The organism is Salinivibrio sp. MA607 (genome assembly GCF_001996245.1).
Lineage (GTDB): Bacteria > Pseudomonadota > Gammaproteobacteria > Enterobacterales > Vibrionaceae > Salinivibrio > Salinivibrio costicola.
Map to the genome: position 1 here is coordinate 40,305 of NZ_MUFJ01000022.1, position 23,533 is coordinate 63,837.

The 23,533-nt window shown below is 45.4% G+C and carries 22 protein-coding genes and 2 pseudogenes; 10 read left to right on the forward strand and 14 right to left on the reverse strand.

The genetic code is table 11. The features are described 5' to 3' along the window. The first annotated feature begins 9 nt into the window (after positions 1-9). Both cysW and BZG81_RS11140 read left to right on the forward strand, forming a co-directional pair. Positions 10-918, forward strand: a complete 909-nt coding sequence (gene cysW / locus BZG81_RS11135) for a sulfate ABC transporter permease subunit CysW (protein WP_077677395.1) — start codon at positions 10-12, stop codon at positions 916-918. A 4-nt stretch (positions 919-922) separates the two neighbouring features. Continuing rightward, entirely contained in the window at positions 923-2,050 is a 1,128-nt protein-coding gene (locus tag BZG81_RS11140) for a sulfate/molybdate ABC transporter ATP-binding protein (RefSeq protein WP_077669829.1), read from the forward strand. Between the two features lie 125 nt (positions 2,051-2,175). On the opposite strand, the gene BZG81_RS11145 is transcribed toward BZG81_RS11140, so the two are convergent. From BZG81_RS11145 to BZG81_RS11170, 6 genes are all read right to left on the reverse strand, one after another. Then, positions 2,176-3,591, reverse strand: a complete 1,416-nt coding sequence (locus BZG81_RS11145; RefSeq protein ID WP_077661456.1) for a glycoside hydrolase family 1 protein — start codon at positions 3,589-3,591, stop codon at positions 2,176-2,178. A gap of 12 nt (positions 3,592-3,603) precedes the next feature. After that, positions 3,604-4,602 (reverse strand): LacI family DNA-binding transcriptional regulator, encoded by a 999-nt coding sequence (locus tag BZG81_RS11150; protein ID WP_021022534.1) that lies wholly within the window; start codon positions 4,600-4,602, stop codon positions 3,604-3,606. A 73-nt stretch (positions 4,603-4,675) separates the two neighbouring features. Further along, positions 4,676-5,005, reverse strand: a complete 330-nt coding sequence (locus tag BZG81_RS11155) for a PTS lactose/cellobiose transporter subunit IIA (RefSeq protein WP_077661458.1) — start codon at positions 5,003-5,005, stop codon at positions 4,676-4,678. After that, positions 5,005-6,300 (reverse strand): PTS sugar transporter subunit IIC, encoded by a 1,296-nt coding sequence (locus BZG81_RS11160; RefSeq protein ID WP_077677396.1) that lies wholly within the window; start codon positions 6,298-6,300, stop codon positions 5,005-5,007. The genes BZG81_RS11155 and BZG81_RS11160 overlap by 1 nt, the downstream gene beginning before the upstream one ends. Before the next feature lie 10 nt (positions 6,301-6,310). Further along, the gene (locus BZG81_RS11165; protein ID WP_021022536.1) at positions 6,311-6,616 is read right to left on the reverse strand and encodes a PTS sugar transporter subunit IIB; all 306 of its coding nucleotides are present in this window, start codon (positions 6,614-6,616) and stop codon (positions 6,311-6,313) included. Between the two features lie 243 nt (positions 6,617-6,859). Next, on the reverse strand, positions 6,860-7,132 hold the full coding sequence (locus BZG81_RS11170; RefSeq protein WP_077677397.1) for an EAL domain-containing protein: 273 nt from the start codon (positions 7,130-7,132) through the stop codon (positions 6,860-6,862). A 340-nt stretch (positions 7,133-7,472) separates the two neighbouring features. On the opposite strand from BZG81_RS11170, the pseudogene BZG81_RS15820 reads away from it, so the two are divergent. After that, positions 7,473-7,643 (forward strand): annotated as a pseudogene (locus BZG81_RS15820) (transposase family protein); the annotation flags it as partial. 89 nt (positions 7,644-7,732) lie between these two features. Here BZG81_RS15820 and BZG81_RS11175 read toward each other — a convergent pair. After that, the gene (locus tag BZG81_RS11175) at positions 7,733-8,272 is read right to left on the reverse strand and encodes a hemerythrin domain-containing protein (RefSeq protein WP_069363067.1); all 540 of its coding nucleotides are present in this window, start codon (positions 8,270-8,272) and stop codon (positions 7,733-7,735) included. Between the two features lie 183 nt (positions 8,273-8,455). On the opposite strand from BZG81_RS11175, the gene norR reads away from it, so the two are divergent. The 3 genes and pseudogenes from norR (at position 8,456) to BZG81_RS15945 (ending at position 10,813) form a co-directional block, all read left to right on the forward strand. Beyond that, positions 8,456-9,991 carry a nitric oxide reductase transcriptional regulator NorR gene (gene norR / locus BZG81_RS11180; protein ID WP_077677398.1) on the forward strand — a complete coding sequence of 512 codons (1,536 nt, stop codon included), beginning with the start codon at positions 8,456-8,458 and terminating at the stop codon, positions 9,989-9,991. Continuing rightward, entirely contained in the window at positions 9,991-10,395 is a 405-nt protein-coding gene (locus BZG81_RS11185; protein WP_077669825.1) for a YbaN family protein, read from the forward strand. The genes norR and BZG81_RS11185 overlap by 1 nt, the downstream gene beginning before the upstream one ends. Continuing rightward, positions 10,392-10,813 (forward strand): annotated as a pseudogene (locus BZG81_RS15945) (ThiF family adenylyltransferase). The gene BZG81_RS11185 and the pseudogene BZG81_RS15945 overlap by 4 nt, the downstream one beginning before the upstream one ends. A 159-nt stretch (positions 10,814-10,972) precedes the next feature. On the opposite strand, the gene BZG81_RS11200 reads toward BZG81_RS15945, so the two are convergent. The 4 genes from BZG81_RS11200 to ubiU all read right to left on the reverse strand — a co-directional run bounded on the left by BZG81_RS11200 (position 10,973) and on the right by ubiU (position 15,232). Next, positions 10,973-12,175 (reverse strand): NnrS family protein, encoded by a 1,203-nt coding sequence (locus BZG81_RS11200; RefSeq protein ID WP_077677399.1) that lies wholly within the window; start codon positions 12,173-12,175, stop codon positions 10,973-10,975. 619 nt (positions 12,176-12,794) lie between these two features. Then, positions 12,795-13,331 (reverse strand): molybdopterin adenylyltransferase, encoded by a 537-nt coding sequence (mog, locus tag BZG81_RS11205; protein ID WP_077677400.1) that lies wholly within the window; start codon positions 13,329-13,331, stop codon positions 12,795-12,797. A 31-nt stretch (positions 13,332-13,362) separates the two neighbouring features. Beyond that, complete coding sequence (locus BZG81_RS11210; protein WP_077677401.1) at positions 13,363-14,235, reverse strand: U32 family peptidase; 873 nt, start codon at positions 14,233-14,235, stop codon at positions 13,363-13,365. A gap of 4 nt (positions 14,236-14,239) precedes the next feature. Continuing rightward, a complete protein-coding gene (gene ubiU, locus BZG81_RS11215; RefSeq protein WP_077677402.1) occupies positions 14,240-15,232 on the reverse strand; it encodes a ubiquinone anaerobic biosynthesis protein UbiU in 993 nt (330 codons plus the stop codon). Positions 15,233-15,325: 93 nt separating this feature from the next. On the opposite strand from ubiU, the gene ubiT reads away from it, so the two are divergent. From ubiT to BZG81_RS11235, 4 genes are all read left to right on the forward strand, one after another. Further along, positions 15,326-15,823, forward strand: a complete 498-nt coding sequence (ubiT, locus tag BZG81_RS11220) for a ubiquinone anaerobic biosynthesis accessory factor UbiT (protein ID WP_077677403.1) — start codon at positions 15,326-15,328, stop codon at positions 15,821-15,823. 33 nt (positions 15,824-15,856) lie between these two features. Next, positions 15,857-17,218 (forward strand): oxygen-independent coproporphyrinogen III oxidase, encoded by a 1,362-nt coding sequence (gene hemN / locus BZG81_RS11225; protein ID WP_077677404.1) that lies wholly within the window; start codon positions 15,857-15,859, stop codon positions 17,216-17,218. 44 nt (positions 17,219-17,262) lie between these two features. Beyond that, on the forward strand, positions 17,263-18,381 hold the full coding sequence (locus tag BZG81_RS11230) for a cytochrome P450 (protein WP_077677405.1): 1,119 nt from the start codon (positions 17,263-17,265) through the stop codon (positions 18,379-18,381). Between the two features lie 391 nt (positions 18,382-18,772). Continuing rightward, positions 18,773-20,767 carry a bacteriohemerythrin gene (locus tag BZG81_RS11235; protein WP_198533651.1) on the forward strand — a complete coding sequence of 665 codons (1,995 nt, stop codon included), beginning with the start codon at positions 18,773-18,775 and terminating at the stop codon, positions 20,765-20,767. Between the two features lie 266 nt (positions 20,768-21,033). On the opposite strand, the gene nrdD is transcribed toward BZG81_RS11235, so the two are convergent. The 3 genes from nrdD to BZG81_RS15760 all read right to left on the reverse strand — a co-directional run. Beyond that, positions 21,034-22,872, reverse strand: coding sequence for an anaerobic ribonucleoside-triphosphate reductase (gene nrdD / locus BZG81_RS11240; protein ID WP_077677406.1), 1,839 nt, complete (start codon positions 22,870-22,872; stop codon positions 21,034-21,036). A 2-nt stretch (positions 22,873-22,874) separates the two neighbouring features. Then, complete coding sequence (gene nrdG, locus BZG81_RS11245) at positions 22,875-23,348, reverse strand: anaerobic ribonucleoside-triphosphate reductase activating protein (protein ID WP_025744752.1); 474 nt, start codon at positions 23,346-23,348, stop codon at positions 22,875-22,877. Then, a partial coding sequence (locus BZG81_RS15760) for a hypothetical protein (RefSeq protein ID WP_206744319.1) occupies positions 23,311-23,533 on the reverse strand: 223 nt, incomplete at its 5' end. The genes nrdG and BZG81_RS15760, both read right to left, overlap by 38 nt.

A 23,533-nucleotide genomic window follows, 5' to 3' on the forward strand; every position in this document is an offset into this window, starting at 1 on the left:
GATAGCTTTATGACTCCCCACACTGCCCGAATCGGTGATTCTGTTTGGATCAAACGTAGTTTGATTGGCTTAATGCTGATACTGGTTGCGCTCGTGTTGGTGCTTCCCTTATTAAGCATTTTTTCTATTGCATTTTCTGACGGTATTGGTACCTATTTTGAGCACCTTATTGCCCCCGATACACGCCATGCGATTGGGTTAACGCTATTGGTTGCCGTTATCACGGTGCCGGTTAACTTAGTGTTTGGTGTCATGCTCGCATGGGCGGTAACTCGGTTTCAGTTCCCAGGCCGAAAACTGGTCACCACCTTGATTGATATTCCCTTCGCGGTATCACCTGTGGTCGCTGGTCTACTCTATTTGCTGCTGTACGGTAGTAACGGCTGGCTAGGCGCGTGGTTGTTTGAGCATGATTTACAAGTGATGTTTGCACTGCCTGGCATTGTTTTAGTCACCCTTTTTGTCACCTGCCCCTTTGTTGCTCGCGAGCTTATTCCGCTGATGCAACAGCAAGGACACGCCGAAGAAGAAGCGGCGGTGATTTTAGGGGCGTCTTGGTGGCAACTGTTTCGACGCGTCACCTTACCGAACATCAAGTGGGCCCTGATATACGGGGTGATCTTGACCAATGCCCGGGCCATCGGTGAGTTTGGCGCGGTGGCAGTGGTGTCAGGTAGCATTCGTGGCCAAACCAATACCTTGCCTTTGCAAGTGCAGCTTCTGTATGAAGACTATCAAACCCAAGCCGCGTTCGCTTGTGCCTCTTTGCTTGCCTTTATGGCATTGGCAACGTTAGCGCTCAAAGCCTTAGTGGAGTGGCGTCAGCAACGCGCACAGACAAACATAACACCGCTTGATGAGCACAGTGCGTCAACGCCAGCCCAATTTATCCCACAAACGACCCAGAGTGAGCAGTAACATAATGCAAATTCAATTAGACAATATCACCAAACACTTTGGCCAGTTTCAGGCACTTTCGCCGCTATCTCTCACCATAGAAAAGGGTGAAATGATGGGGTTACTTGGACCATCAGGTTCGGGAAAAACCACGTTACTGCGGATTATTGCGGGGTTAGAAAACAGCAATAGTGGCCAAATCCATTTTGGCGAACGCGATGTCACCCAGGTGCATGTTCGCGATCGACGCGTTGGCTTTGTCTTTCAAAACTACGCTTTGTTTAAACACATGACAGTCGCTGAAAACATTGCGTTCGGCTTACAAGTCATGCCGCGGCGCGAGCGCCCTTCAGCGGCCGCCATCACTCAACGAGTTAACGAGCTGCTCGAGGTGGTCCAGCTTGGTCATCTTCGCCAGCGTTATCCCGAACAATTATCGGGCGGACAAAAACAACGTATCGCTCTGGCACGTGCACTCGCGACGCAACCAGAAATTTTACTTTTGGATGAACCGTTTGGGGCATTAGATGCGCAAGTACGTAAAGAACTACGACAATGGTTACGACGCCTACATGATGAAATGGCATTCACTAGCGTGTTCGTCACTCACGATCAAGATGAAGCGCTGGAGCTATCCGATCGGGTGGTGGTGATGAGTAACGGGCAAATTGAACAAGTCGATAGCCCGGTTGATCTGTATGCTTCGCCGAAGAGTCGATTTGTGTTTGATTTTTTGGGGAACGTGAATGTCTTTTCCGGCCAATTTCAGCAAGGGGTATGGAAAAATGGTAACGCCTTTATCGAACCCGCCCTCAATGCGCAGACCAAACAGTCCGGCGATTTGTATGTACGCAGCCATGAACTGACCATCACCGATAAACCGAACAGCCAGGTATCGCTGCCCATGCGCGTGGTATCAGTCAACCCTGTCGGCGCCGAGGTACGCGTATCACTGGCACCACAAGGTTGGGAAAGTGATCAATTGTGGGAGGCCACCCTAACTCATCATGCTTGGCAAGCCGCATCGTATCAAAAGGGCGATACCGTTTATGCCATGCCACATATTGGTTATTTCTTTAACCATGACGATACAGCCCCCCACCGGCTGCAATGGCCATTTTTGGCGGCAGATAGCTTGGTGTATGATATTTAATAATATAAAAAGGGATTTTTCGCATAGTCGAAGATAAATAGAACATCTGCGAACTTATGATCAGAAAACGCGGGTTCAATTACCCGCGTTTAAACATAAACAGTAACAGTATTATCTATAAAGCACTAGCTCTTAAGGTTACTGCCTCGCGTTTCTATTACTTTTTGGTACCAATAATACGACGCCTTCTTTTTCCTGGCTAAACCATTATCATGGTCAACATAGATGAACCCGTATTGCTTTTTAAACCCGTTGAGCCAGCTCAATAAATCAATTGCCGACCATGCGTAATAGCCTTTGACATTCACACCAAGCTCTATCGCTTTTTTTACAGCCACCAAGTGATCATTAATAAAATTAATCCTTGGAATGTCGCAGACCTCACCATCTATAATAGGGTCTTCATCCCCTAAACCATTTTCAGTAATATATATTCTGATATCACCATAGTACTCTTTTAGTAGCTGTAGACCACTCACAAAGCCATCAGGTGATATTTCCCATCCCCATTTTGTATATCGCTTATCATCCATCGCGACCGTTCGGTATACACCGTCAAAGCTCGGATTACCGGGGGCTCCTGTCGCGTTCTCTCGCGTCGGCTCAACAACATCGCCTGGCATATGTATTCTTTCTACCCGCATGGGCTGGTAGTAGTTTAATCCAATAAAGTCATTGAGTGGTGCAGCAATTATTAAACTTTCTCTATCATCTGCCGTTATTTTGGGTTGGATACCTTGGGTTTCGAGCCACGCCATCACATAGTCTGGGTACTCTCCCTTCAAAATAGGGTCATAAAACCAATTAAGGTTAAACTGATTAGCGTGCATGGCTGCAAATAGGTTATCTTCACTATTATCAATTGAAAACGCGGGTGTGAAGACATGGCTCAAGCCTATTTCTCCATATTGTTTACGCTTTTTATATGCGATTACAGCTTTAGCATGCGCAGTAAAAACATGATGCGTCGCTTGAAAATACTTTTCTGGCGCATTATGAATACCCGGAGGATGCGCACCCGCAAGATATCCGTGCCCACAAAAAATAACGGTTTCATTGAATGTAATAAAATGTTTGACACGATCACCAAAGCTCTCAAAACAAACGTTTGCATAGTTCAAAAAAGCATCGATTGTTTTTCTATTTAACCACCCTCCGTCTTTTTCCAAACAGAGAGGAAGGTCCCAGTGATAGAGCGTTACAAAAGGAACTATTCCATATTTTAAACACTCATCAATGATATTGTTATAAAACTCAATACCTTTAGGATTTATAGCGCCTACACCATCAGGAATAATTCTTGCCCAAGAAATAGAGAAACGATAAGACTCAAGCCCCATCTCAGCCATTAACTTAATATCTTCTTTGTAACGATGATAGTGATCAATCGCCACTTCACCCGTTGTTCCTTCAAAGGTTTTTCCCGGGATTTTTACAAACTCATCCCAGTTAGTCGGCCCTTTACCGTCGACATCCGTTGCCCCTTCGATTTGATAAGAAGCCGTCGCGGCGCCAAAAAGAAAATCATGTGCAAATTTCATAAAAACATCTTTTTATACTAGAGGCTTAGTCGAATCGCGCACAAATAACTCACCCACAACAATCTCTGGTCTTATAGTTACTTGATCCTCGATAAGTTGTTGGGCAACTTCCATCGCTCTTTCCGTAATACGTTCGATAGGAATATCAACTGTCGTAAGCTGTGGTACAACAAACTCAGTCATTTTTTCATTATCGATACTCACGATTGATACATCTGAAGGTACATCAATGCCTTTCTCTCGACAGGCACGTAAAATACCAATAGCAATATCATCACTCGCTGCGACAATGGCACTGAAACGCCAATTGTTGGGAATTTGTTCCAGCGCTTGTTCATAGGCTGCTTTTACATCAAAGCCACACACCAAATGCTGTGTTTCCACAGAAAAGGGCTGCTTCTCAGTAATCGCTTTAAAAGCCTCTAACCGAACTTGGGTCGTCCTTGTTGTTGGACAAGGCCCAAAATACGCAATGTGTCGATGACCAATGCTCATAAGATGGGTCGCCGCCGATTCTATCGCGCGCTTTTGATCAAATGCAATTGAATAACCTGCCGATTCTGGAAGCTCTTGCCCAACGTGAATCAAAGGCGTGGATATTTCATGATTAAGCTCGATAAGTTGTTGCGCCGTCAGCTGACGGCTGTAAAGCACAATCACATCACACTTTTGTTCAACCAGGGAGCTCACTGCTTGTAATTCAAACTCAGCTTGGTTTTTTCCATCCGCAATAATCAGCTGCTTGCCCATTCTAGTAGCACTGGCAGATGCTTGCTTTAATAAACTACCAAAGTAGCTGCCATCAAAGTCCGATAGCACTAGGCCAATACTGTTGCCGCTACTCGCAGCTAATGTTTGAGCCAAGCTACTGGGTCGATAGTTCAATTGTTCAATAGCTGCTTCAACTTTTACTCGGGTACTCTCTTTGACCTGTCCAGTCTTATTGATAACACGAGACACTGTCGCCTTAGATACACCGGCAGCCTTGCAAACATCTTTAATCGTGGCCATTCGTACCTCTAAAGGTGAGAGGGAGTTTCCCTCGAAACTACAAACTTTCGGATTTTCAGTATTGTAACATTAATTACACAGAATCCAGTTTGCGATGGATAGCAATTAATTCTTCAACCAATTCTCTGGCTAACATGCTGGTCATAATATGATCCTGGGCATGCACCATCACCAAATTCACGGGCACCTTTCCTTCGCCCTGATCGAGCCCAATCAGCTGAGTCTGTACATCATGTGCTTGCTTCGAGGCGACAGACGACTGAGACAGGTATTCGTCAACCGCGTTCCAGTCACTCGCTTTCGCGGCTCTCAACGCCTCCATTGCGAAAGACTTTGCTGAGCCTGCATTGATGATGAGCTCCATCACCGTTGATTCTTGGTCAAAATCTGCTAGTGGTGTCATTAGTTTTCCTCCCCTTGGGCTTCTTGTGCTAAAAGCTGTTTTTCATAAACTTTAAAAAATGGATAATAGATGGCGGTTGCGACAAGCATGAGGACAACAACTAATATAGAAGAGCTAATTGCCCAACCTGCTGCCCATGCCGCGCCAACCGGAGCAGGTGCAGTCCAAGGCACCACTGAAATCACAGCACCTACAATTCCCGTTTTGACACAAAAGTACGCAATCGTGGCGTTAACCAGTGGGGCTGTAATAAACGGAATAAAGAAGGTGGGATTCATAATCAAAGGGGTGCCAAATATCACAGGCTCATTGATATTGAAGAGCGAAGGTACAACACTGATTTTCCCGATTGTCTTTAGGTGAGCAGCACGGCTACGCATAAACAAAAAGACCAGGCCTAATGTCGCACCAGAGCCGCCAAGCACGATAAAGAAACTCCAAAAACCCTCTACAAATACATGAGGAATTTGAGCACCAGCAGCAAGCGCAGTTTGATTGGCAGACAGGTTGGTGAGCCAAAAAGCTTGCAACATACCGCCGACAATAGCAGCACCATGAATGCCTGCAAACCACAATACATGTGTAAGTAGCACGGCCAAAAGAATAGCTGGCAACGAGTCAGCAGCACTGACCAGAGGTTTGAATGCCGTCATGATAGCTTCAGGGATGATCATGCCGGTCTGACTTTCAATATATAAATTGAGAGGATATATAGTCAGTACAACCAGTAGTATCGGAATCAACAAATCAAAAGACTGTTTGATTTTACCAGGCACTTGCTCAGGCATTTTGATGCCTATGTTTTTCCTTTGGAGGAAATACATCAGCTCTGTACTATAAAGAGACACAAGAATTGCCGTAAAAATACCTGTACCGCCTAAATATCCCGCAGGCAGTCCTCCTTCAGTCAGTGGCGCAGCTACCAATAGGAAGGACATCAACGACAGCATCGCTGGCATGAATGGCTCCATACTGTAACTTTGCGCCAAGTTATAAGAGATGGCGGCGGTGATATAGACAGACATAATGCCCATCGTCATATTAAATGGTGTGAGTAGTTGCCCTTGATATCGCTCAGCAAGCTGCAACCATACTTGAGCAATGGCCCAGTTTGAATCCGCTGCAAACGGAGGGAAGGCAAATATGAGTAGAAATGAGCCCACAATCATAAATGGCATCGCAGAGATAAATCCATCTCTCATCGCCATAATATGGCGCTGAGACGCTGCCTTACCGGCAACAGGCGTTACTCTATTCTCAATAAACCCAAACACATTATCCGTTAATGTCGTCATTATGAGCCCCCTAACCTAGCTCTACTAACGTATCGTTGAGGATTTTTTCACCATTCATCATTCCATAATCCATGGAGTTAATGACTTTTACTTTTTTGTCTTGTTTAGCTGCGCTTGCGGAAAAATCTGCCTCTTTATATTTCACTTGTGGTCCCAGTAAGCAGATATCGAACTTGGGAAGCATATTTTCAAACTCATCCAAACCAACTGCTTGAATATCAGCTTCTATGCCTTGGCTCTTCGCCGCCTGTTCCATTTTCTTGACCACCATGCTGGTTGACATTCCCGCTGCACAACAAAGAAGAATTTTTACCATTTTCATACCTCTTGACATTCAAGTTACTTAACCAATAGCCCTAATCTATCCAAAAAAGAAACCGGTTTCAGTAACCGGTTTCAAAGTTGAAGACGAGGATCACAGAAACCGGTTACATCAAGCGAGTCATTGTGGTTTTGATCACATTGCCGGGAGGCTCTGTATGGGTTGTACGAAGAATTCGGAACGAGTAGATATAGGGAGAGAGGATGAGGTAAAACAACTATGCACTGACGCTATACATTAAACCGATAGCGCCGCGGTTTCGGTTATTTCTAGGCATAAGTAACGCACGAATTCTGGGTTCAATTGCAAGTAATAATCAATACGCTGAATCGCACTCTCTCGGTTATACTCAACCGCAGAAATATTCACCGACACACGCGGAATGACATTTCCCAACAGACCACTATGTGTAACTACTTGGCGGCTTTTTCGAGTACAAGCGCCGTTAGGTCTTCGCAAGAAGCCTTGCTTTTCTGCGAGAGGAATAAATGTACCAGATTGCACCACCATAGGTTTTCTGGGTCCATCTCGCCAAAACTTCTAAGCCAGTTAGCTAGCCCGACGCCAAGCGATATTGCGGTTGAAAGACAATCTCAACCTCTTTGTTATTGATTTCGACTCCGAGTACGGAAACGAGGACCTACACTTTTGAGCTTGTTCGGTTAAATGAATATCATGATAAATTAAGGTGTCTTTGCGTTTTTTAGTCTCATTAAGAGCGATCATAGCTGCAGTCATCAAGGTGATGGCATCCAAGGCGAGCTCGCGAATATTTTTTTAACCAAAGAAGAATCGGTTTAACGATCACTTCTGGCTGTGGTCATATAGGCCGATTCTAAAATGGTTCGGGATGGATACCGTGGACATCGATACATGTAAAGACTACTTCAGCGCCGTTGATGATAATCGCTAGAGTGCCAAGATAACCTACCCGCTATTCGGCCTGCTTTTTTCCTCATTATGCGCGGTTATTTCGAGGTCGAGAGGATGGTACGAGATTCAAGAATACATCCCTAAACACCTTCTCTAATGAAAGCGCTAAAATAGCTTAAAACAGGATCAAATACAGAATATTCGCATTTGCATTCGACCCTTGTCACTTCAGATTAGTTACTGACACGAACCACAACAGAAGTTTTTACCGTGCTCTGACGCTGCTGCCTGTTTYTCAGTAAAAAGTATGTTGTTCTCCAGGTGAATATGCTCGTGCAAATCATCCTGTAACTCTTTTAAACCATTGTACAGAGCTGTCCAAGTACCACATGCGCCTTCCGGTAGTGTCAGATTGTTGGTTAACCGATTAATTTTCACCAACTCGGCTTCGTGCTGCACGTGTTCTTCTTCCATGACAGAAATAGGACCACTTGGATACACACCGCGCGACAGCATTGGGAAAAGAATTTGTTCTTCTTTCATCATATGACTTTCCAATTCCTGCAACATAGCGTCCAGATGCTCCGCTAAACCGCGTGGTGCGAGTTCGTGGTCACCGTGCACGTCTTCCACTTTCATTGCCAGTTGCTTAAGTTCTGGTAATTGCTCACGATGGCGTTGATGGAAACGTAAATAAATGTGCTCGATTAATTCCTGCGCTGTTGCTTGTTGCCATTTGGCTTCGCTATCCGCCAATCTTTGCTGTAAATCACTCATGCTAAACTCCTTAACTTAATCCGCAACTCCAGGAACTACTCCCGGATGAAACATGAATTCCTAAGTAACAGTGCAACAAGTGCGCCAACTTCTATCCAATTGTAATTATTGACATTCAGAAACCCCACGGTAGTATCAACCCTAACAATTAGGGTAGTTTTTACCAATATAGTGGATTTAACTATGCTACAAGAAAGTATTTTAGCCGATTTGTTAACAGAGCAACCTACAGCTGTACGATTGCAGAATCTCGTCAGTACGTTGCGACGTCATTTTAACTGCGGCGCAGTCGCACTATTGAAACTCGAGAACGAAGTACTACAACCTATCGCCGTCAAGGGACTCGTGCGCGAAGCTTTGGGCCGTCGCTTTGTGTTAGCGCAGCATCCACGTTTAGCGGTCCTAATATCGTCACGTTCAGCCGTTCGTTTCGAATATGACTCTGCTCTTCCTGATCCGTACGATGGTTTAATGGCTAACCAACCAGGCGACGCATTACCCGTGCATGACTGCATGGGCATTAGTTTGTATTTGGAGAGCAAATGCTGGGGCGTGCTAACACTTGACGCATTAGAGCCCGGCACATTCACTGATGATTCCATTATTGAATTACAAAAATTTAGCTTATTTGTAGAAACTGCTATTCGCATTGGTCAGTTAGAGCAGAACGTCCGTGCACTGCGGCAAGGGCAAAAGCAATCAGTCGAACACAGCAGTACCTCCGACGCCAATGAGTCAGAAATTATTGGTGAAAGCAAAGCCATTCATGCGGTCTTAAAAGAGCTTCGGATCGTAGCCGGTGCCGATTTGCCCGTATTGCTACTGGGCGAAACCGGGGTCGGTAAAGAACTATTCGCGCGGGAATTACACCGACTGTCGCAACGCAGCGGCAAGCCGTTGATATACGTAAACTGTGCCGCATTACCCGAGTCCTTAGCGGAAAGTGAACTCTTTGGTCACGTAAAAGGCGCTTTCTCGGGCGCAAGCAGTGATCGATCCGGGCGTTTTGACGCGGCTAATGGTGGCACCCTGTTTTTAGATGAAGTTGGCGAGTTACCGCTTTCCATACAAGCCAAACTACTACGCGTACTGCAAAACGGTGAAATTCAACGCCTCGGCTCAGACAAATACCGCAAAGTGGATGTACGCATTATTGCCGCGACCAATCGAAACCTTAAACAGCAAGTCAGTAACGAAACCTTCCGTGCCGACTTGTACCATCGCCTGTCCGTGTATCCACTGCCGATACCACCACTACGTGAACGTGATGACGATGTTTCCATTCTGGCCGGTCATTTTTTGGAGCTGAACCGGGCTCGGCTAGGCTTGCGCGCCATTCGCTTGTCGCCCGAAGCTGAGTTGGCAATTCAACAGTATCAGTGGCCAGGTAACGTTCGCGAACTGGAGCATGTCATTAGTCGGGCCGCCATTAAACTATTGAGTCATGGCATCGACAAAAATGACATTGCCAGCATTGAGCCTGAAGTGCTCGACTTAGACGTGCGATTGCCTTCGGTGGCAGACTCGGGCACGCAAAGCAATGACGCGAACTTACCGACCCAGAGTTTGTCGATGAAAGAAGCGGTACAATATACACAGCGTAAAATGATAGAAGCGGCACTTAAGCGTAACGATGACAGTTGGAGTAGAGCTGCTAAAGAGCTCAAGCTCGACTCCAGTAATTTACATAAAATGGCCGCCCGATTAGGAATGAAGTAATGACCCGAGCGCTTTTAATGAAAATACTATGGCGCTCTTTGGCTGCTTTCTTTGTTTTACTGGGGCTTATTGGTATCGCTTTGCCCGTTATACCCACCGTACCTTTTCTTATTGCCGCGTTATGGGCAGCCAGCAAAGGCTGGCCCCGCTTAGAAACCTGGTTGGTCAACCATCCACAGTACGGACCTGATATTCGAGCCTGGCGCGATAACCGTGTGGTAAAGCGCCGTTCTAAAGTCATTGCACTGGTGATGATGGTCAGTGGTTGCGCCATTTTATGGTTATTCGTGCCACAAGTGCCGGTTTGGCTAAAGATAATTGTCGGCGTGGTATTGGTCACTGTGGGTGCTTGGTTAGCCAGTCGCCCTGAGTCCGTACCTGCACCGTCAGAGAAGTCGTTATGAATAAAACCCTGCCCACTGAGCTGACATTGGTCGATGACGATACTATTGACCGCCACAACCTTCAGCGTCAGGTACGATTTTCAGAGCACTGGATAGGTGAACTAAAAGTCGAAGCGACTAAGCATAGCTTAATAGCGAAAAACGCATTCAAACGATTAATACGCGAGTTGAGGAAGGCACGCTGGAGCTATTAGTCAGCGCTGAAACCCTGGTTGTCGATTACTGCGATAATTTGGAAACACGCAACGCTGTGAATAAAACCTGTCTGCTACACAAAACGCCCTTGGTATCGGGTTCTGCCATTAGCGTTGAAGGACAAGTAACCAGTTTTTCAATGCAAAATGAGAGCGCGTGTTATGGGTGCTTAAGTCAGTTTTTTGGCGAGCAGCTACCGAAGCCGGAGTGTTGTCGCCGCTAATGGGCGTTATTGGTACGATCCAAGCCGTAGAGCCATAAAAATAGCGGCCAACATAGATCAGCCGCTTTATTCATCATTGTTACTCTTTGACGTATTGCACAGCGAATAGCAGCGGATGAATCTACTAAAGCACCCTAACTGCCCTCACTGCTCCAACGCTTAGCCCGGGTTACCGTCCGCTCGCGGCGTGATCAATACTTTGAAGTAAACGACCACGTAAATGCTGTACGCAATAGCCCAGGCTAACGTACTCAGCATTAACCACTGGCTACTCAGTTCTGGCATAAACCAAATAAGAAATACGCGAGTCACTGCCGCAATAGCTACCAATAAAAATGCGCCCCACATAATAGGTTTAGCCTGAAGCGGGCGTCCGCTATGCCCTAACGACACCCGAGCTATCATGCTTAAAATCATGTTACCCATAGCGCCAGCGGTCAGTGCGTGCATGGCTACACTCTGAGTAATTTCAATACCGGCATAGCGCAGTGCAAATAACGCTAAACCGATGGGAATGAACCAGTAAGCAATATGCAGCGACCACAACAGCGGCACCCGCCAGGTTATCCAAATTTTCCAACGCACAACACGGACGGCTGTTGTGATGGCACAAAAGGCGAACAACACAACCATAACCTGACTAGGCAACCGCATATGCAGGTTAAAAAAGTGCACCGCGAATATTAGCCATAAGCTGCCCAGCGCCATTTTATCCAGCCAGGGCAATGCCTGAACTTTCTTTGTCATGGTGCCGTTGGCCGTAAACATTGGCAGAACACGCCCGCCGATAATGGCCATTAGCAATGTCACTAGGAATACAGCGTTATAAGCTCCCAGTACTTGGATGTTGTAATGACCAAAATGCAACCCGTAGTGCATCAATAGATTACACACCGTTAATAACAGCAGAATGGGGACAAAAAACAGATTTCTGGTTTGGTTAATTTTTAGCACCATTATGCCAAACAAGAATGCAGCAACAGGCAGAACACTGACGTCCACCGCCGCCACAAGCCACCACGGCAAGTTTTCACCAAACAACAATAATAATCGTGCCGCACTCCATAGCACCGTCACCACTAGCAAGGTATTACCATGCGGCGCGCGCAGTCCCGTCCAGTTCTGCACTGCAGTGAGCAAAAAGCCCAACACAATGGCAACTACAAAACCGAAAATCATTTCATGGCTGTGCCAGAACATAATATTTCCGTACACCGGCAAGCTCACCTTCCCCGCCAGCGCAAAGCCCCAAAGCAGAATTGCCACAGCACTGAATAGTGCGCCTAGCAGGAACAGAGGACGAAATGCTTGTCTGAGTATCGGCGTTATTTGATCTTCTTTCTCTCGGTTTGTGATCTGCATCATAGTCACCTGAACACTTTAAAGATGCATTTATAATATATGTTTTAAACGTAAAAAAATAGCGTTTTAACGCCGCAAATAAGGGAGTATCCTTAGTAGATTTGCCGGTTTGTCGTGTTCGCGAAACCACCTCTAAAAGAATAGCTAACTGCTGAATGCGCTTTGATTTTGTTATGCCTACTTTTGGGTAGCGTTAACTTGTGCAAAATGAATATAGATAACTGATAATAAAGCATTTTATCGAAACTCACAGTAAAGTTTAGGTATCTGACTTAAACGGATATAACTGGAGGTCTTCGATGCCCCCTATCAGCAACAGGTGGCCAACGCAATTACTCGCTGGTGTTATCAACACGGGCGTCTACACTCTGTTTTAAGGTTTGGACCATCTTTTCAATTATCGGCATTCAGGTTAAGGAATATTTTAATCTAATCGATACTCAATTTGGCTTGCGCATGGCAACCCAAGGCGAGCGCATGAGTGTTCATTTATCAATCATCACCGGTATGCCTGCGGCTAAAACCTTCTCTAAGAAACTGAGGTTGTTGATCTGGTGATACCAATCAACACCTCACACCGCATTCTTTTTAGCTCATACACCAGAAATCACTGTAGCTCTTATTTTTTAGGACGGAAGGGTTTAATCACCGTTTCGTTACATTCCAAATAAAGACCTTCCATCAAGTCAATACAATAAGGCACTGCCGGGAATACAGCATCTAAGCACTGACGAATGGCTTTTGGCTTACCAGGTAAGTTGATAATTAGCGATGAGCCGCGTAAACCCGCAGTTTGGCGAGAGAGAATGGCGGTTGGTACGTACTTTAACGACTCTTGTCGCATCAGCTCCCCAAAGCCCGGCATCATGCGGTCGCAAACTGCCTCAGTTGCCTCGGGAGTGACATCGCGTTTAGCCGGGCCAGTACCGCCGGTGGTCACCACCAGACAACAGCCTTCTTTATCGACTAAGTCTTTTATGGTCTGTTCAATCAGCGATTGTTCATCTTCAATAACCCGATACACCGGCTGCCACGAAGACGTTAAGTAGTCTTTTAATGTCGCTTCAATGGCTGGACCTGAGATATCCTCATATTGCCCTCGACTGGCGCGGTCGCTAACCGTTACAATTCCAATACGTGCGATATCGTCTGACATAATTGTCCTTTTGTCTCTCAATTCCGTGTATTTATGCCGTCAGTAACCCGGCAAGCTGTAACCAATAGCCGTTACTTTCTTTGCTGCCCAATTTTACGGGATGATCGCCATCAACATTGTTACGGAAACGATCTAGCCAGTCAAAAGTGCCTTGTGGTTGCGGACTAATACGGACGATATCCACTAACCCCTGCATACTCGGAAGCTGGTTTATCAGGTTATAACGAGACCCCGATTGGGTTTGAATACCGTTAAGTATAAACACTTGCTGTCCTTCCTGGCTTTTCACTTCACGCCCTTCGGGGTACTTGATGCAGCACAGCTCACACTGATCTTTCGGGCGGTTTTCAGATCGCGCAGTAAAACAGCGACCCGACCAGGCAAGCGGCATATGCCCAAACGAGAATACCTCAACATCGAAGCAGTCACGCACGCTTTCAATGACCTTTTGCTGCAAAATATCCTGCAACCAGTCACGCGACAGCTCAAAAGGTGCTACCCAACGGTTCATGCCCATATCAATTAAACGACGCAGGCTTTGATGATTGTAGATGTTAATGGCCGGCCCAGCAGTGAAGTTCAGTCCTTGCTCCTGTAACAGACTAATAGCGCTGACATCGTTGGCTTCGACCTCAAATTCGCCGTTGTCACAATATTTACCCAACTCCCGCAACTCGGCCGGGGCTTCCAGCAACGTCATAGTTGATAGCGTCACTTTCTTACCGGCTTCCCTGAGCATGTGTGCAATTTCAAGGTAATCGTCAAGCTTAAGCTCGCGGCGTTTACTACACACGGTTTCACCCAAATACACATGCTCGACGTTAGAGTCAGCGGCTTCGCGGTAAAAATCCATGACTTGTTTTTTTGGCCAAAAGTAAAGAATCGGCCCTAGAGAAAATTTCATATCATTACTTCCATTTCCGATGATACGCACCGAGCGTGGTTTGACTGCCCTCTGAGAGCGATGCAAGAACCGAGTTCCAGTTGTCAGCAACCTCAAAACCATCAGGATCGGCCATTACGGCATCAATAGCCTGGCGCCAGACTCGGGTAATTTGTGAGACATAGGCAGGACTGCGCTGACGGCCTTCTATTTTGAGTGAGGTAATACCCTCTTTGTGTAACTGCGGTAGTAGGCTTAAGGTGTTCAAACTCGTGGGCTCTTCCAGAACATTATAGACCTCGTCGTCGACGGAGAAGCGTCCTTTACAGAGCGTCGGATAGCCCGCTTTTTCGTTTTCAGCAAAACGGTCTATCAGCACGCCGTTTAACCGTGACTCCAGTTTGTTGTCTTGCTCGTCCCACTCAACAAAAGCAGCAGGCGAGCAGGCACCCGCGGTATTGGGCGACTCGCCGGTCAGGTATGAGCTTAGGTAGCAGCGCCCTTCCGCCATAATGCACAAACTTCCGAACGCAAAAACTTCGAGTTCAACGTCCGTTGTTCGCGCAAGTGCACGGACTTGCTGCATCGATAGTACACGAGGCAGTACTACTCGTTTCACACCGTATTGTTGATAAAAACGAATTGCCCCGGCATTGGTCGCCGACGCCTGCACCGATAAGTGCGTTTCTACTTTCGGGTAGCGTTCGGCGGCATAAGCCAACACAGCCAGATCGGCAATAATCAGTACGTCTGCGCCAGCCAGAACGGCATCATCGACCGCCTGGCGCCACTTCTCCCAGCTGTTGGCATGCGCGAACGTGTTGATAGCAACATGCAGCTTTTTACCATGCCGATGCACATAATCAGCCGCTTCTGACAGCTTCAGTTGGTCCAAATTAAGGCCCACAAAGTGTCTCGCGTTGGTTTCATCTTTCAAACCAACGTAAACCGCATCGGCACCATTTTCGATAGCCGCTTTTAATGCCGGAATACTTCCAGCCGGACAAAGCAATTCCATTCAAACCTCTATTTAGTTGTTTTGTGGTGCGCAATTTGTTTATTCATTATAGTATTGATAACATCTTTTTTGTTATTTCACGAGGAGCGAATCATGAGTACCAACAAATGGGTAGATGCCATACCTAAAATAATTCAGCCAATTAAAAATTCAATCCCAGACCCAATTGTAAACTTCAGCATAGAAAAGGTTTTAAACCAGTTATTTAAAGAGGAGAAAATACAAGGAGAGCTTAGTTTTATCGCTGAAAGGATCATTGAGATTCATGTTAAAGACATTGATTTTTCTCTGTTTTTTACTCTTAAAAACGAAAAAATAAAATCACTCAGAGGGCCTCAGGAACCTGACGTAACGCTATCAGCAACCGGTGATGCGCTTATTTTATTGATCTACAACAAGGTTGACCCTGATACGTTATTTTTCAACCGAAAATTAATGGTAAAAGGAAATACCGAATTAGGGTTACATCTCAAAAATTTTTTAGACACCATCGAGGTACACCAAAAGCTACCAAAGGTTATTTATTTAATCGGTGATCGTTTTAGTGATTTTATTTACAAAGAGAAAAGTGAAACAATACCTCTCAATTAGTTAAGCTATTTTGAAGCACGTCAATAGGTAGTTATGAGCACGATCATTTGGGATAAGAAGTTAATCGAAAAATACAATATTAACGGCCCCAGATACACATCATATCCGACGGCACTAATGTTGTCTGAACAGTTTTCTCAAGATCGCATCGCCAATGCACTGAAGGCGACTGGCGATGAACTGTGCTTATATCTACACTTACCATTTTGTCATAAACTCTGCTATTACTGTGGCTGTAACAAGATTATTACCCGCCACCAGCATAAAGCAGACAAATACTTAGACTACCTCGCACAAGAAATGGCGATGTATCAGCCATTAGTTAAAAACAAGAAAATTCGTCAAATTCACTTAGGCGGGGGAACGCCTACCTTTTTGACCGAGAAACAACTGACACGACTGATGAGCTCGATTCATCAACATTTTACCTTTGCCGAAAACCCAGAGGTGAGCATTGAGATAGATCCGCGCAGTTGCAGCGATGAGAAACTGTATCACCTGCGTGATCTTGGATTTAACCGTGTCAGTTATGGCGTACAGGACTTTGATAAGAAAGTACAAATTGCCATTAACCGCGTGCAGGATGTCGATCTTATTGCACATCAGTTAAAACTCAGCAAAGAACTGGGCTTTGACTCAATTAACCTCGACTTAATTTATGGCCTGCCGTACCAGCGCCCGGAAACCTTTAAGAAGTCGATAGAGCAGGTCATTGAAATGAGCCCCGATCGTATTTCCGTATTTAGCTACGCGCATTTACCACAGCGCTTCGCTGGGCAGAAGAAAATATCGGAAGAGTCCATTCCACAGCCGTCAGTTAAGTTAAGCTTGTTCGAACAAGCCATTACTCAGCTCAACGACGCGGGCTATCAGTTTATTGGCATGGATCACTTTGCTAAAAAAGACGACCGCTTAGCCATTGCCCAACGCGAAGGTCGCTTACAGCGTAACTTCCAGGGTTACACCACAGACGGTCAGGACGCATTACTAGGCTTGGGCGTGTCCTCTATTAGCCAGGTTAACGGTGTGTTATGGCAGCATGAAAAAGAGCTACCAGCTTACTACAAAATAATAGATGACGGACAAAAGCCCATTGTTAAAGGCATGGCATTGAACGACGAAGACAAAGTGCGGGCAGCACTTATTTCACAAGTCATATGCCACTTTGAGATCGATATAGAAATTTTTAAAGCCGAGTGGAATATCGACGATTTCTGGGCACACTTTGCTGAAGCCATACCGCTATTGAAACCGTTTATTGAAGACGGCTTGGTCGACGTATCCGACAAAAAACTCCGCGTCACAGAAATAGGCCGCCTCTGGGTACGCAGCATTTGTGCCTGTTTCGATGAGTACCTAAATCACGGTCAAAATCGCTACTCCAAAGTGGTTTAATATGAAGAGGCCAGATTGCCTTGTACGATTAATCAGGAGATTGTATGAAAAATTGTCATTGGGAGCCTTCCGAACAGCAGGATCAAATTACATCACTTGATAAGCTTAGGCAAAAATGTCCTGTTGCCCAAAACGAGATGCTGGGTCATGCGGTACTAATGCATGGCGATGTCCGCTCAGTTATCGAGGACTATGAAACGTTCAGCAATAAAGCAGGCTCCCACTTGTCGGTTCCAAACGGCATGGATCCACCGGAGCATGGTATTTTTCGAGAAGTGATTGAGTCGTACTTTAAGGCTGATCGCTTACCGAATTTTGAGTCGACTTGTCGGCAAATTGCTCAGAATATTGTTAGCAAAATGACACCGAATACGGCATTGGATGTTGTCAGTAAAATCGCAAAGCCTTTTGCATTACATATTCAGTGCGCCTTTCTCGGTTGGCCAGAATCGCTAACAAGTGCACTAGGCGAATGGCTTGAAGCAAACCAGCAAGCCATTGTGAATAACGATAGAGCAATGTTAAAGCAAAAGGCAGATGAGTTTGAGGCATTGATTCGTCAGCAGCTTGACGTTCGCAGACAATCAGGCTCAACCAAAGGCGACAATACATACCGCTTAATGCATGAAACAGTCACAGTGAATGACAAAACACGCTACCTTCACGAAGAGGAAATTGTCAGCATTTTACGCAATTGGACCGCTGGCGAAGTTGGCACCATTGCTGCTGCTATTAGCAGTATTTTCAACTTCTTCGCAGAAAATCCACTTGTTGCTGAGCAAATACGCAACGGCGACTTAAGTACCGATGACGCTATAGACGAAATACTGCGCCTTGACCCTCCACTTATTTCAAACCGCCGCCGCGCAACCAAAGACACCGAAATATCCGGTTACCCTGTCAAAAAAGGCGAAAAAGTGACCGTACTCTGGGCCTCAGCCAATCGTGATGAGTCCGTATTCGACAAAGCAGACGTCTTTAACCCTGAGCAAAACAAGGCCCACAACCTACTTTACGGCAGAGGCATACACGTATGTCCCGGCGCACCGTTGGCCAGAATGGAACTTCGTATATTCACTGAAGAATTACTAAAACACATTGGGGAATTCGAAGTAACCGGCGAATCTAAGCGAGCCAATTACCAGTTCTGGCGGGTTCAATAATCTTATAATTAAAGTAACGGCTACCGAAGAGAAAAGCTCTACAGCAAATCAAAACTCAATACAGATAAAGCAGCAGCAAGAACAGATAAAGTAAATAACTGCGGCGACAGAAGAAATATCTTCAACTTTGGAGGGGATATCCCGAAACACTCAACAAGTTGTATAAGTCTTAAAAAATGCCAATGTAGTGGCCCATTAACTACCCGATAGCATGGAGTCTATGAGTTAGGTTGGCATATAGACCATCACAGGCTCTCAGGAAATCAGGGAAGTTATCGAAGAGCAATCTCGTCTTATCCGAGTTTTACAGGATCATGGCGACGAAGTCCACGTCCAAGAAATATTTGAACTACTATTAATCGGAGTAATTAAGACTGAGTGTGGGTGCAACGTGACTGTGATTTGGAATGAAAAAAAACTTGAATTCGAAATTTTCCCATGGAGTCAGAATTTCGAGACCGGATTGGACGATATTGATAATCAACACCGTATGCTTGTCGATATCGTAAATCGTCTGGCCTCGCAATTCTCTTCGATAAATTCAGACGTGAACAGCGCTACAATACTGGACGAGCTAGAAGATTATGCCAAGTATCACTTTGAGTACGAGGAAAACGTTTGGAAAAAACATTTTGGTCAGTCAAAAGACACAAAGAATCACCATGATGCTCACCAAACTTTTTTTCACAAAATCAGAAAGTTACGTCAAACTACTGAACGACACGAAGCAGTGTTGGCAAATTTGTTTAACTTTATTACCCGTTGGCTAGTCTTCCACATATTGGAATCGGATCGCCGCCTAGCATTAACAATTCAGGCGATGGACGATGGCATGGATCTCTACGCCGCAAAAACGTATGCAGATATGCAATTAAATGGATCAGCATCAGTGCTTGTTTCCGCATTATTAGAGATTTACGGGAAATTATCAGCCAACACTATTCAATTAATACGCGAAAAAACGGCCAGAAAGCAAGCCGAAGATGAATTGCATCAGTTACAACAGGATCAACTACTAAAAGCCTTAGACAAGCAAGCAGTTGATCATCAAAAACAATTAGAGTTCTTGGCGTATTCAGATTCTCTAACCGGCTTGTGGAACCGAAATGGTCTCGTTCGCTGTATTCGCGAGATGCGAGACACGATCAGATCAACAGACCAAGTCTCCATAATATCACTGAACTTAGACAATTTTAAAGAAACTAACAAACAGTTTGGAGAGGATGCAGGAGATCATGTGCTATGGTTTTTTTCACAACGCTGGCTCGATGTTTTGCCTCCAGGTGCTACCGTTGCCAGAATATCTGGTGATCAGTTCGCTGCTCTCCTGCCAAATGGGTACCAAGCGGAGCCTGTTTTGCAAGTTGTACAAGAAATCTGCAAGCATCCGGTTGTTTTTAATGATAAAACAATATCAATCCGTTTTACAGCGGGGGTTTTCCTTTTCTCTGCAAATGAATTTAAAGATGGATCTGATGTAGACGCACTCCTGAGGTTCGCAGATCAAACGCTTTTTAACGCTAAACAGGAAGCGAAGGGTAGCTGGCTGTTAATGGATGCAAACCAGAAAAAAGCTCATCAATCACGCCAACGGTTACTCACGGAAATCCGTGAAGCTCTGAAGGTAAAACAATTTCAGTTGGTCTATCAACCGAAAGTAAACCTAAGAACAGGTTCCGTTCTAGGCGTTGAGGCGCTCATCCGTTGGAAGCATCCAGAAAAAGGATTGTTATCTCCAGCGTATTTTCTATCAGAAATCGAAAATCATCCCCTTATTGTGGACATTGGTAGATGGGTTATTGAAGAATCGCTGCAGCAGATGCACAAGTGGGATCAAAAGGGGTTGAACCTAACTATGAGTGTTAATGTGGCTGCTCTTCATCTTCAATCTCCAGCCTTCTCAGACGAACTTCAGCAATCGTTCGATCGTTTTCCGGAAATCGATCCGTCGCGATTTGATCTTGAAATACTAGAGACCGCCACGTTGGGCGATCTTCAATCCTCGGTGTTGGTGATTAACGAATGTCGGAGCATGGGAGTAACGTTCTCTCTTGACGACTTTGGTACGGGCTACTCATCTTTGGCTTATTTAAAACAATTACCTGTTCAGACAATAAAAATTGACAAAGAGTTTGTGAGCGGTGCTGATGAAAGAAGGGAAAATATGTCTATTCTAGAAGGCATAATTGCATTGGCAGAAGCATTTGATAAAGAGGTTATCGCTGAAGGTGTAGAAACAATTGAACAAGGTGAGCTTCTGCTCGAACTCGGATGTTTTCACGCCCAGGGTTACGCCATGTCGCCACCTTTGCCGCCAGAAAGACTTCCGCAGTGGCTCGCCTGTTGGAAGCCATTCCTGCAATGGACTCTAGGACACAGAAAATAAGTGAGCTATTGGCAAAGATGGTGTATCGAGATCATGCACTAGCCTATTGCGCAGTCTCCATTTATTTCACGCCATCGATTAAACGAACATCCCTCACTACATCAGCCAGTTGCTTAAAACCTCGTCCTGGTCCCTGCACGATCCCTGGTTAAGAAAGTAACTGTTTCACTTCTTCTCACAAACGTTCAGAAGGGAAAGCTAACATAGTGTCATAAATGCAAAGAAGGAGTTTAACTCCCTCTTTATTTACAGATGGATGTGTCAACTTAATTTGCCTTACGCAGCCCTATATTAGCCTGTGCCGCACAGTTGATTGTCTGCGTCGCCTCGTCGCGATGGTAATGACGAGCTGTGTGCTCTTTGCGACGCCCAGCGCTGAACGCAGAAACACGCTTAAGGTAACCAATAACTCGAGTGCCGTAATCAATGTTATTGGAGTGGCAGCTTGAGCATTCACTTAACGTGCGTTTGTCGATGTGTTCACACTCGTTACAAATAGTGATTTTGACGTTAATGCAGAAGTAGTTACAGCCGGTTTTCGCAGCGATATTCAGCAACGACAAGTAACCCGTGGTGTTCAGTTTTTCATCGAGGTTTAGGTGCAGTGCGGAGCCGCCGTCTAAATACTCCACCAGTTCTTTACCGTGCATAACGAATTTATCTAAGGCATTGGTTTCATCGTCCTCAACGACATAGAAGTACGAGTTGTAGCACTCGCGCGATACTTTATAACCGTCGGCTTTGTCCCATTTTGCATTCTTAACACCTAAGTTTTCTGCAGGCACAAACTCGGTATTAAACATATAACCGTATTCCGCTTTGGCGGCTTTATTGGCGTCATAAATAACCTTCAAGTGACGTTTGACAAAGCTCTTATACTCTGGGTTATTGCTTGCTCTAATGCCTTGAGATTCCGCGGCTTCGACCATGCCGTTAATGCCAATGGTCAGGAATTGTTTGTCCAGACTAATAAAACCAGCGTCATAGACTGTCAGCATACCCGCTTCTTTGTACTCCTCCATCAGCTTGCGGTAAGCCACTTGATACTTATGAATTTTGCTAATTTCCTCTTCTAAGTCACGACCGTCCTGCACTAGACGGTTCATATTAATGGTAATGACATTAATAGAGCCTGTCGCAACACCGCCGGCACCCAGGGTGTAAGAGAAGGTATTGTCGCTAATTTCCGAGCGCAGACGGCAACAGGACGCAAGTGAGTCGGCATTGTCTGACAAATACACAAAGAACGAATTACCGTTGGCCAATTCAGCCGCCATTTTTTTCGCGAAGACCTGATCTTTACAAGCGCCGTCTTCCGTTAACATGGCAACGGTCACAACTGGGAAGGTCAAAATAGACTTTTCACGCTCTTTATTGAACCAGTCTAAGAAGAAGTCCTGCAAAGTACTGACGGTTTCCCACTTAGGTTTACTAAAGTCTCTCGGAAATACGAAGTCGCCAAACATACTATCGAAATAGTGCTTGTCGTACACAGAAATGTTCCAGAACACACTTTGATAACCGCGTGCAGCCGCAGGTTGATTAATCGCATACACAACGTGCTGTAAGTGATTTTCGATTTGCTTGCGGTGCGTGTTTAAGTAGTCATCACCGTAGTCTTTACGCGCGAAATAGTCGAAGTAAGTTAAGAACTCAACGGTTGCCACAGCGCCAGCGTATTGCGAGCTAACCGCAAAAACAAAATTCACAAAGGAGCCACAAAACGACTCTAAATGTTTAGGCGCCAGCGACTCACCACCGAGTTTCGTCAAGCCGTCCATTAAAAACGGATACATAGTCACTGACACGCAATATGGCTTCAGACTGGTCTCATCGTGCACGTAAATTTCATGATTTTCTATTTGACGTACGTATTCTTTCGCTAAGTTGTCGTCGAACAACGCCGCAATTTTGTTACTGACCTGCTTGCGGTTAACCTGTACGAAGAAGTCTTTCATCAGCTCAGCTTCTAAGGTCGCGATATTTTTCTGAGTAACGTTCGCGTTGGCGTCCATTTTCGAACCGTCCGCCGCATTCTGTGCGTTCAGGTAATCCGCAATAAAGTCTACTTTTTCTGAAACCTGGTCGTCGTTTAAACGCAACATAATTATTCTCCTGTCAGAAACTTGCAGTTCAGTAGCTGCTTTGTTCTTAAATCATAAAATTTTTGGTTGGTATGGGGGCTGTCTAAACCGCCCTTTTCGGCTATCCATGGCCCGGTTTTTAAGTACGTCAACTGCTCCCTGATGCGCAAAGAGACATCCTCGTAACCTGTATAAAGGCAGGTTTCCAGCCCTTCTGCGCGAACTCGTTTTAAGTGTTTTATCAGCGCTTCTGGTTGCCATTCACCGCCCAGAAACAACACGCACGTAATGAGCCCTGTGTACATAGTTAAGCGCTCCTGTAAGTAGTCTTCGGTCAACGCTAAACCGCTGCCGACTGGCCAACTGTCCACACTATGACAACCTTTACACCCGACCGGGCATCCGGTAATGGTGTAAGCTAATGCCACTTCACCCGGCACTTCCTGCCAAACAATCTGTTCAGAGCTGTAATGTAGCTGTTGCGGATAGCCTGCCATAAAAACTATATATAGAGATTAAATTCAAATATCGCACTACATATTGTGCCTTGATAGCATAGATGACATAAAACACTGTGCATTGATCAACTTCAAAAAACACGTTAAACACCTCTGGTGCAGGGTATAAAATACCTTTTAAGTTTTTTTTACCAATAAGGTTAAAAAAACCCTTTACTTTGGAG

Excerpts from the sequence above, each read along its gene's own strand:
- cysW (WP_077677395.1), top strand. The coding sequence starts at position 10 with ATGACTCCCCACACTGCCCGAATCGGTGATTCTGTTTGGATCAAACGT.
- BZG81_RS11140 (WP_077669829.1), top strand. The coding sequence starts at position 923 with ATGCAAATTCAATTAGACAATATCACCAAACACTTTGGCCAGTTTCAG.
- BZG81_RS11145 (WP_077661456.1), bottom strand. The coding sequence starts at position 3,591 with ATGAAATTTGCACATGATTTTCTTTTTGGCGCCGCGACGGCTTCTTAT.
- BZG81_RS11150 (WP_021022534.1), bottom strand. The coding sequence starts at position 4,602 with ATGGCCACGATTAAAGATGTTTGCAAGGCTGCCGGTGTATCTAAGGCG.
- BZG81_RS11155 (WP_077661458.1), bottom strand. The coding sequence starts at position 5,005 with ATGACACCACTAGCAGATTTTGACCAAGAATCAACGGTGATGGAGCTC.
- BZG81_RS11160 (WP_077677396.1), bottom strand. The coding sequence starts at position 6,300 with ATGACGACATTAACGGATAATGTGTTTGGGTTTATTGAGAATAGAGTA.
- BZG81_RS11165 (WP_021022536.1), bottom strand. The coding sequence starts at position 6,616 with ATGGTAAAAATTCTTCTTTGTTGTGCAGCGGGAATGTCAACCAGCATG.
- BZG81_RS11170 (WP_077677397.1), bottom strand. The coding sequence starts at position 7,132 with ATGGTGGTGCAATCTGGTACATTTATTCCTCTCGCAGAAAAGCAAGGC.
- norR (WP_077677398.1), top strand. The coding sequence starts at position 8,456 with ATGCTACAAGAAAGTATTTTAGCCGATTTGTTAACAGAGCAACCTACA.
- BZG81_RS11185 (WP_077669825.1), top strand. The coding sequence starts at position 9,991 with ATGACCCGAGCGCTTTTAATGAAAATACTATGGCGCTCTTTGGCTGCT.
- BZG81_RS11200 (WP_077677399.1), bottom strand. The coding sequence starts at position 12,175 with ATGCAGATCACAAACCGAGAGAAAGAAGATCAAATAACGCCGATACTC.
- mog (WP_077677400.1), bottom strand. The coding sequence starts at position 13,331 with ATGTCAGACGATATCGCACGTATTGGAATTGTAACGGTTAGCGACCGC.
- BZG81_RS11210 (WP_077677401.1), bottom strand. The coding sequence starts at position 14,235 with ATGAAATTTTCTCTAGGGCCGATTCTTTACTTTTGGCCAAAAAAACAA.
- ubiU (WP_077677402.1), bottom strand. The coding sequence starts at position 15,232 with ATGGAATTGCTTTGTCCGGCTGGAAGTATTCCGGCATTAAAAGCGGCT.
- ubiT (WP_077677403.1), top strand. The coding sequence starts at position 15,326 with ATGAGTACCAACAAATGGGTAGATGCCATACCTAAAATAATTCAGCCA.
- hemN (WP_077677404.1), top strand. The coding sequence starts at position 15,857 with ATGAGCACGATCATTTGGGATAAGAAGTTAATCGAAAAATACAATATT.
- BZG81_RS11230 (WP_077677405.1), top strand. The coding sequence starts at position 17,263 with ATGAAAAATTGTCATTGGGAGCCTTCCGAACAGCAGGATCAAATTACA.
- nrdD (WP_077677406.1), bottom strand. The coding sequence starts at position 22,872 with ATGTTGCGTTTAAACGACGACCAGGTTTCAGAAAAAGTAGACTTTATT.
- nrdG (WP_025744752.1), bottom strand. The coding sequence starts at position 23,348 with ATGGCAGGCTATCCGCAACAGCTACATTACAGCTCTGAACAGATTGTT.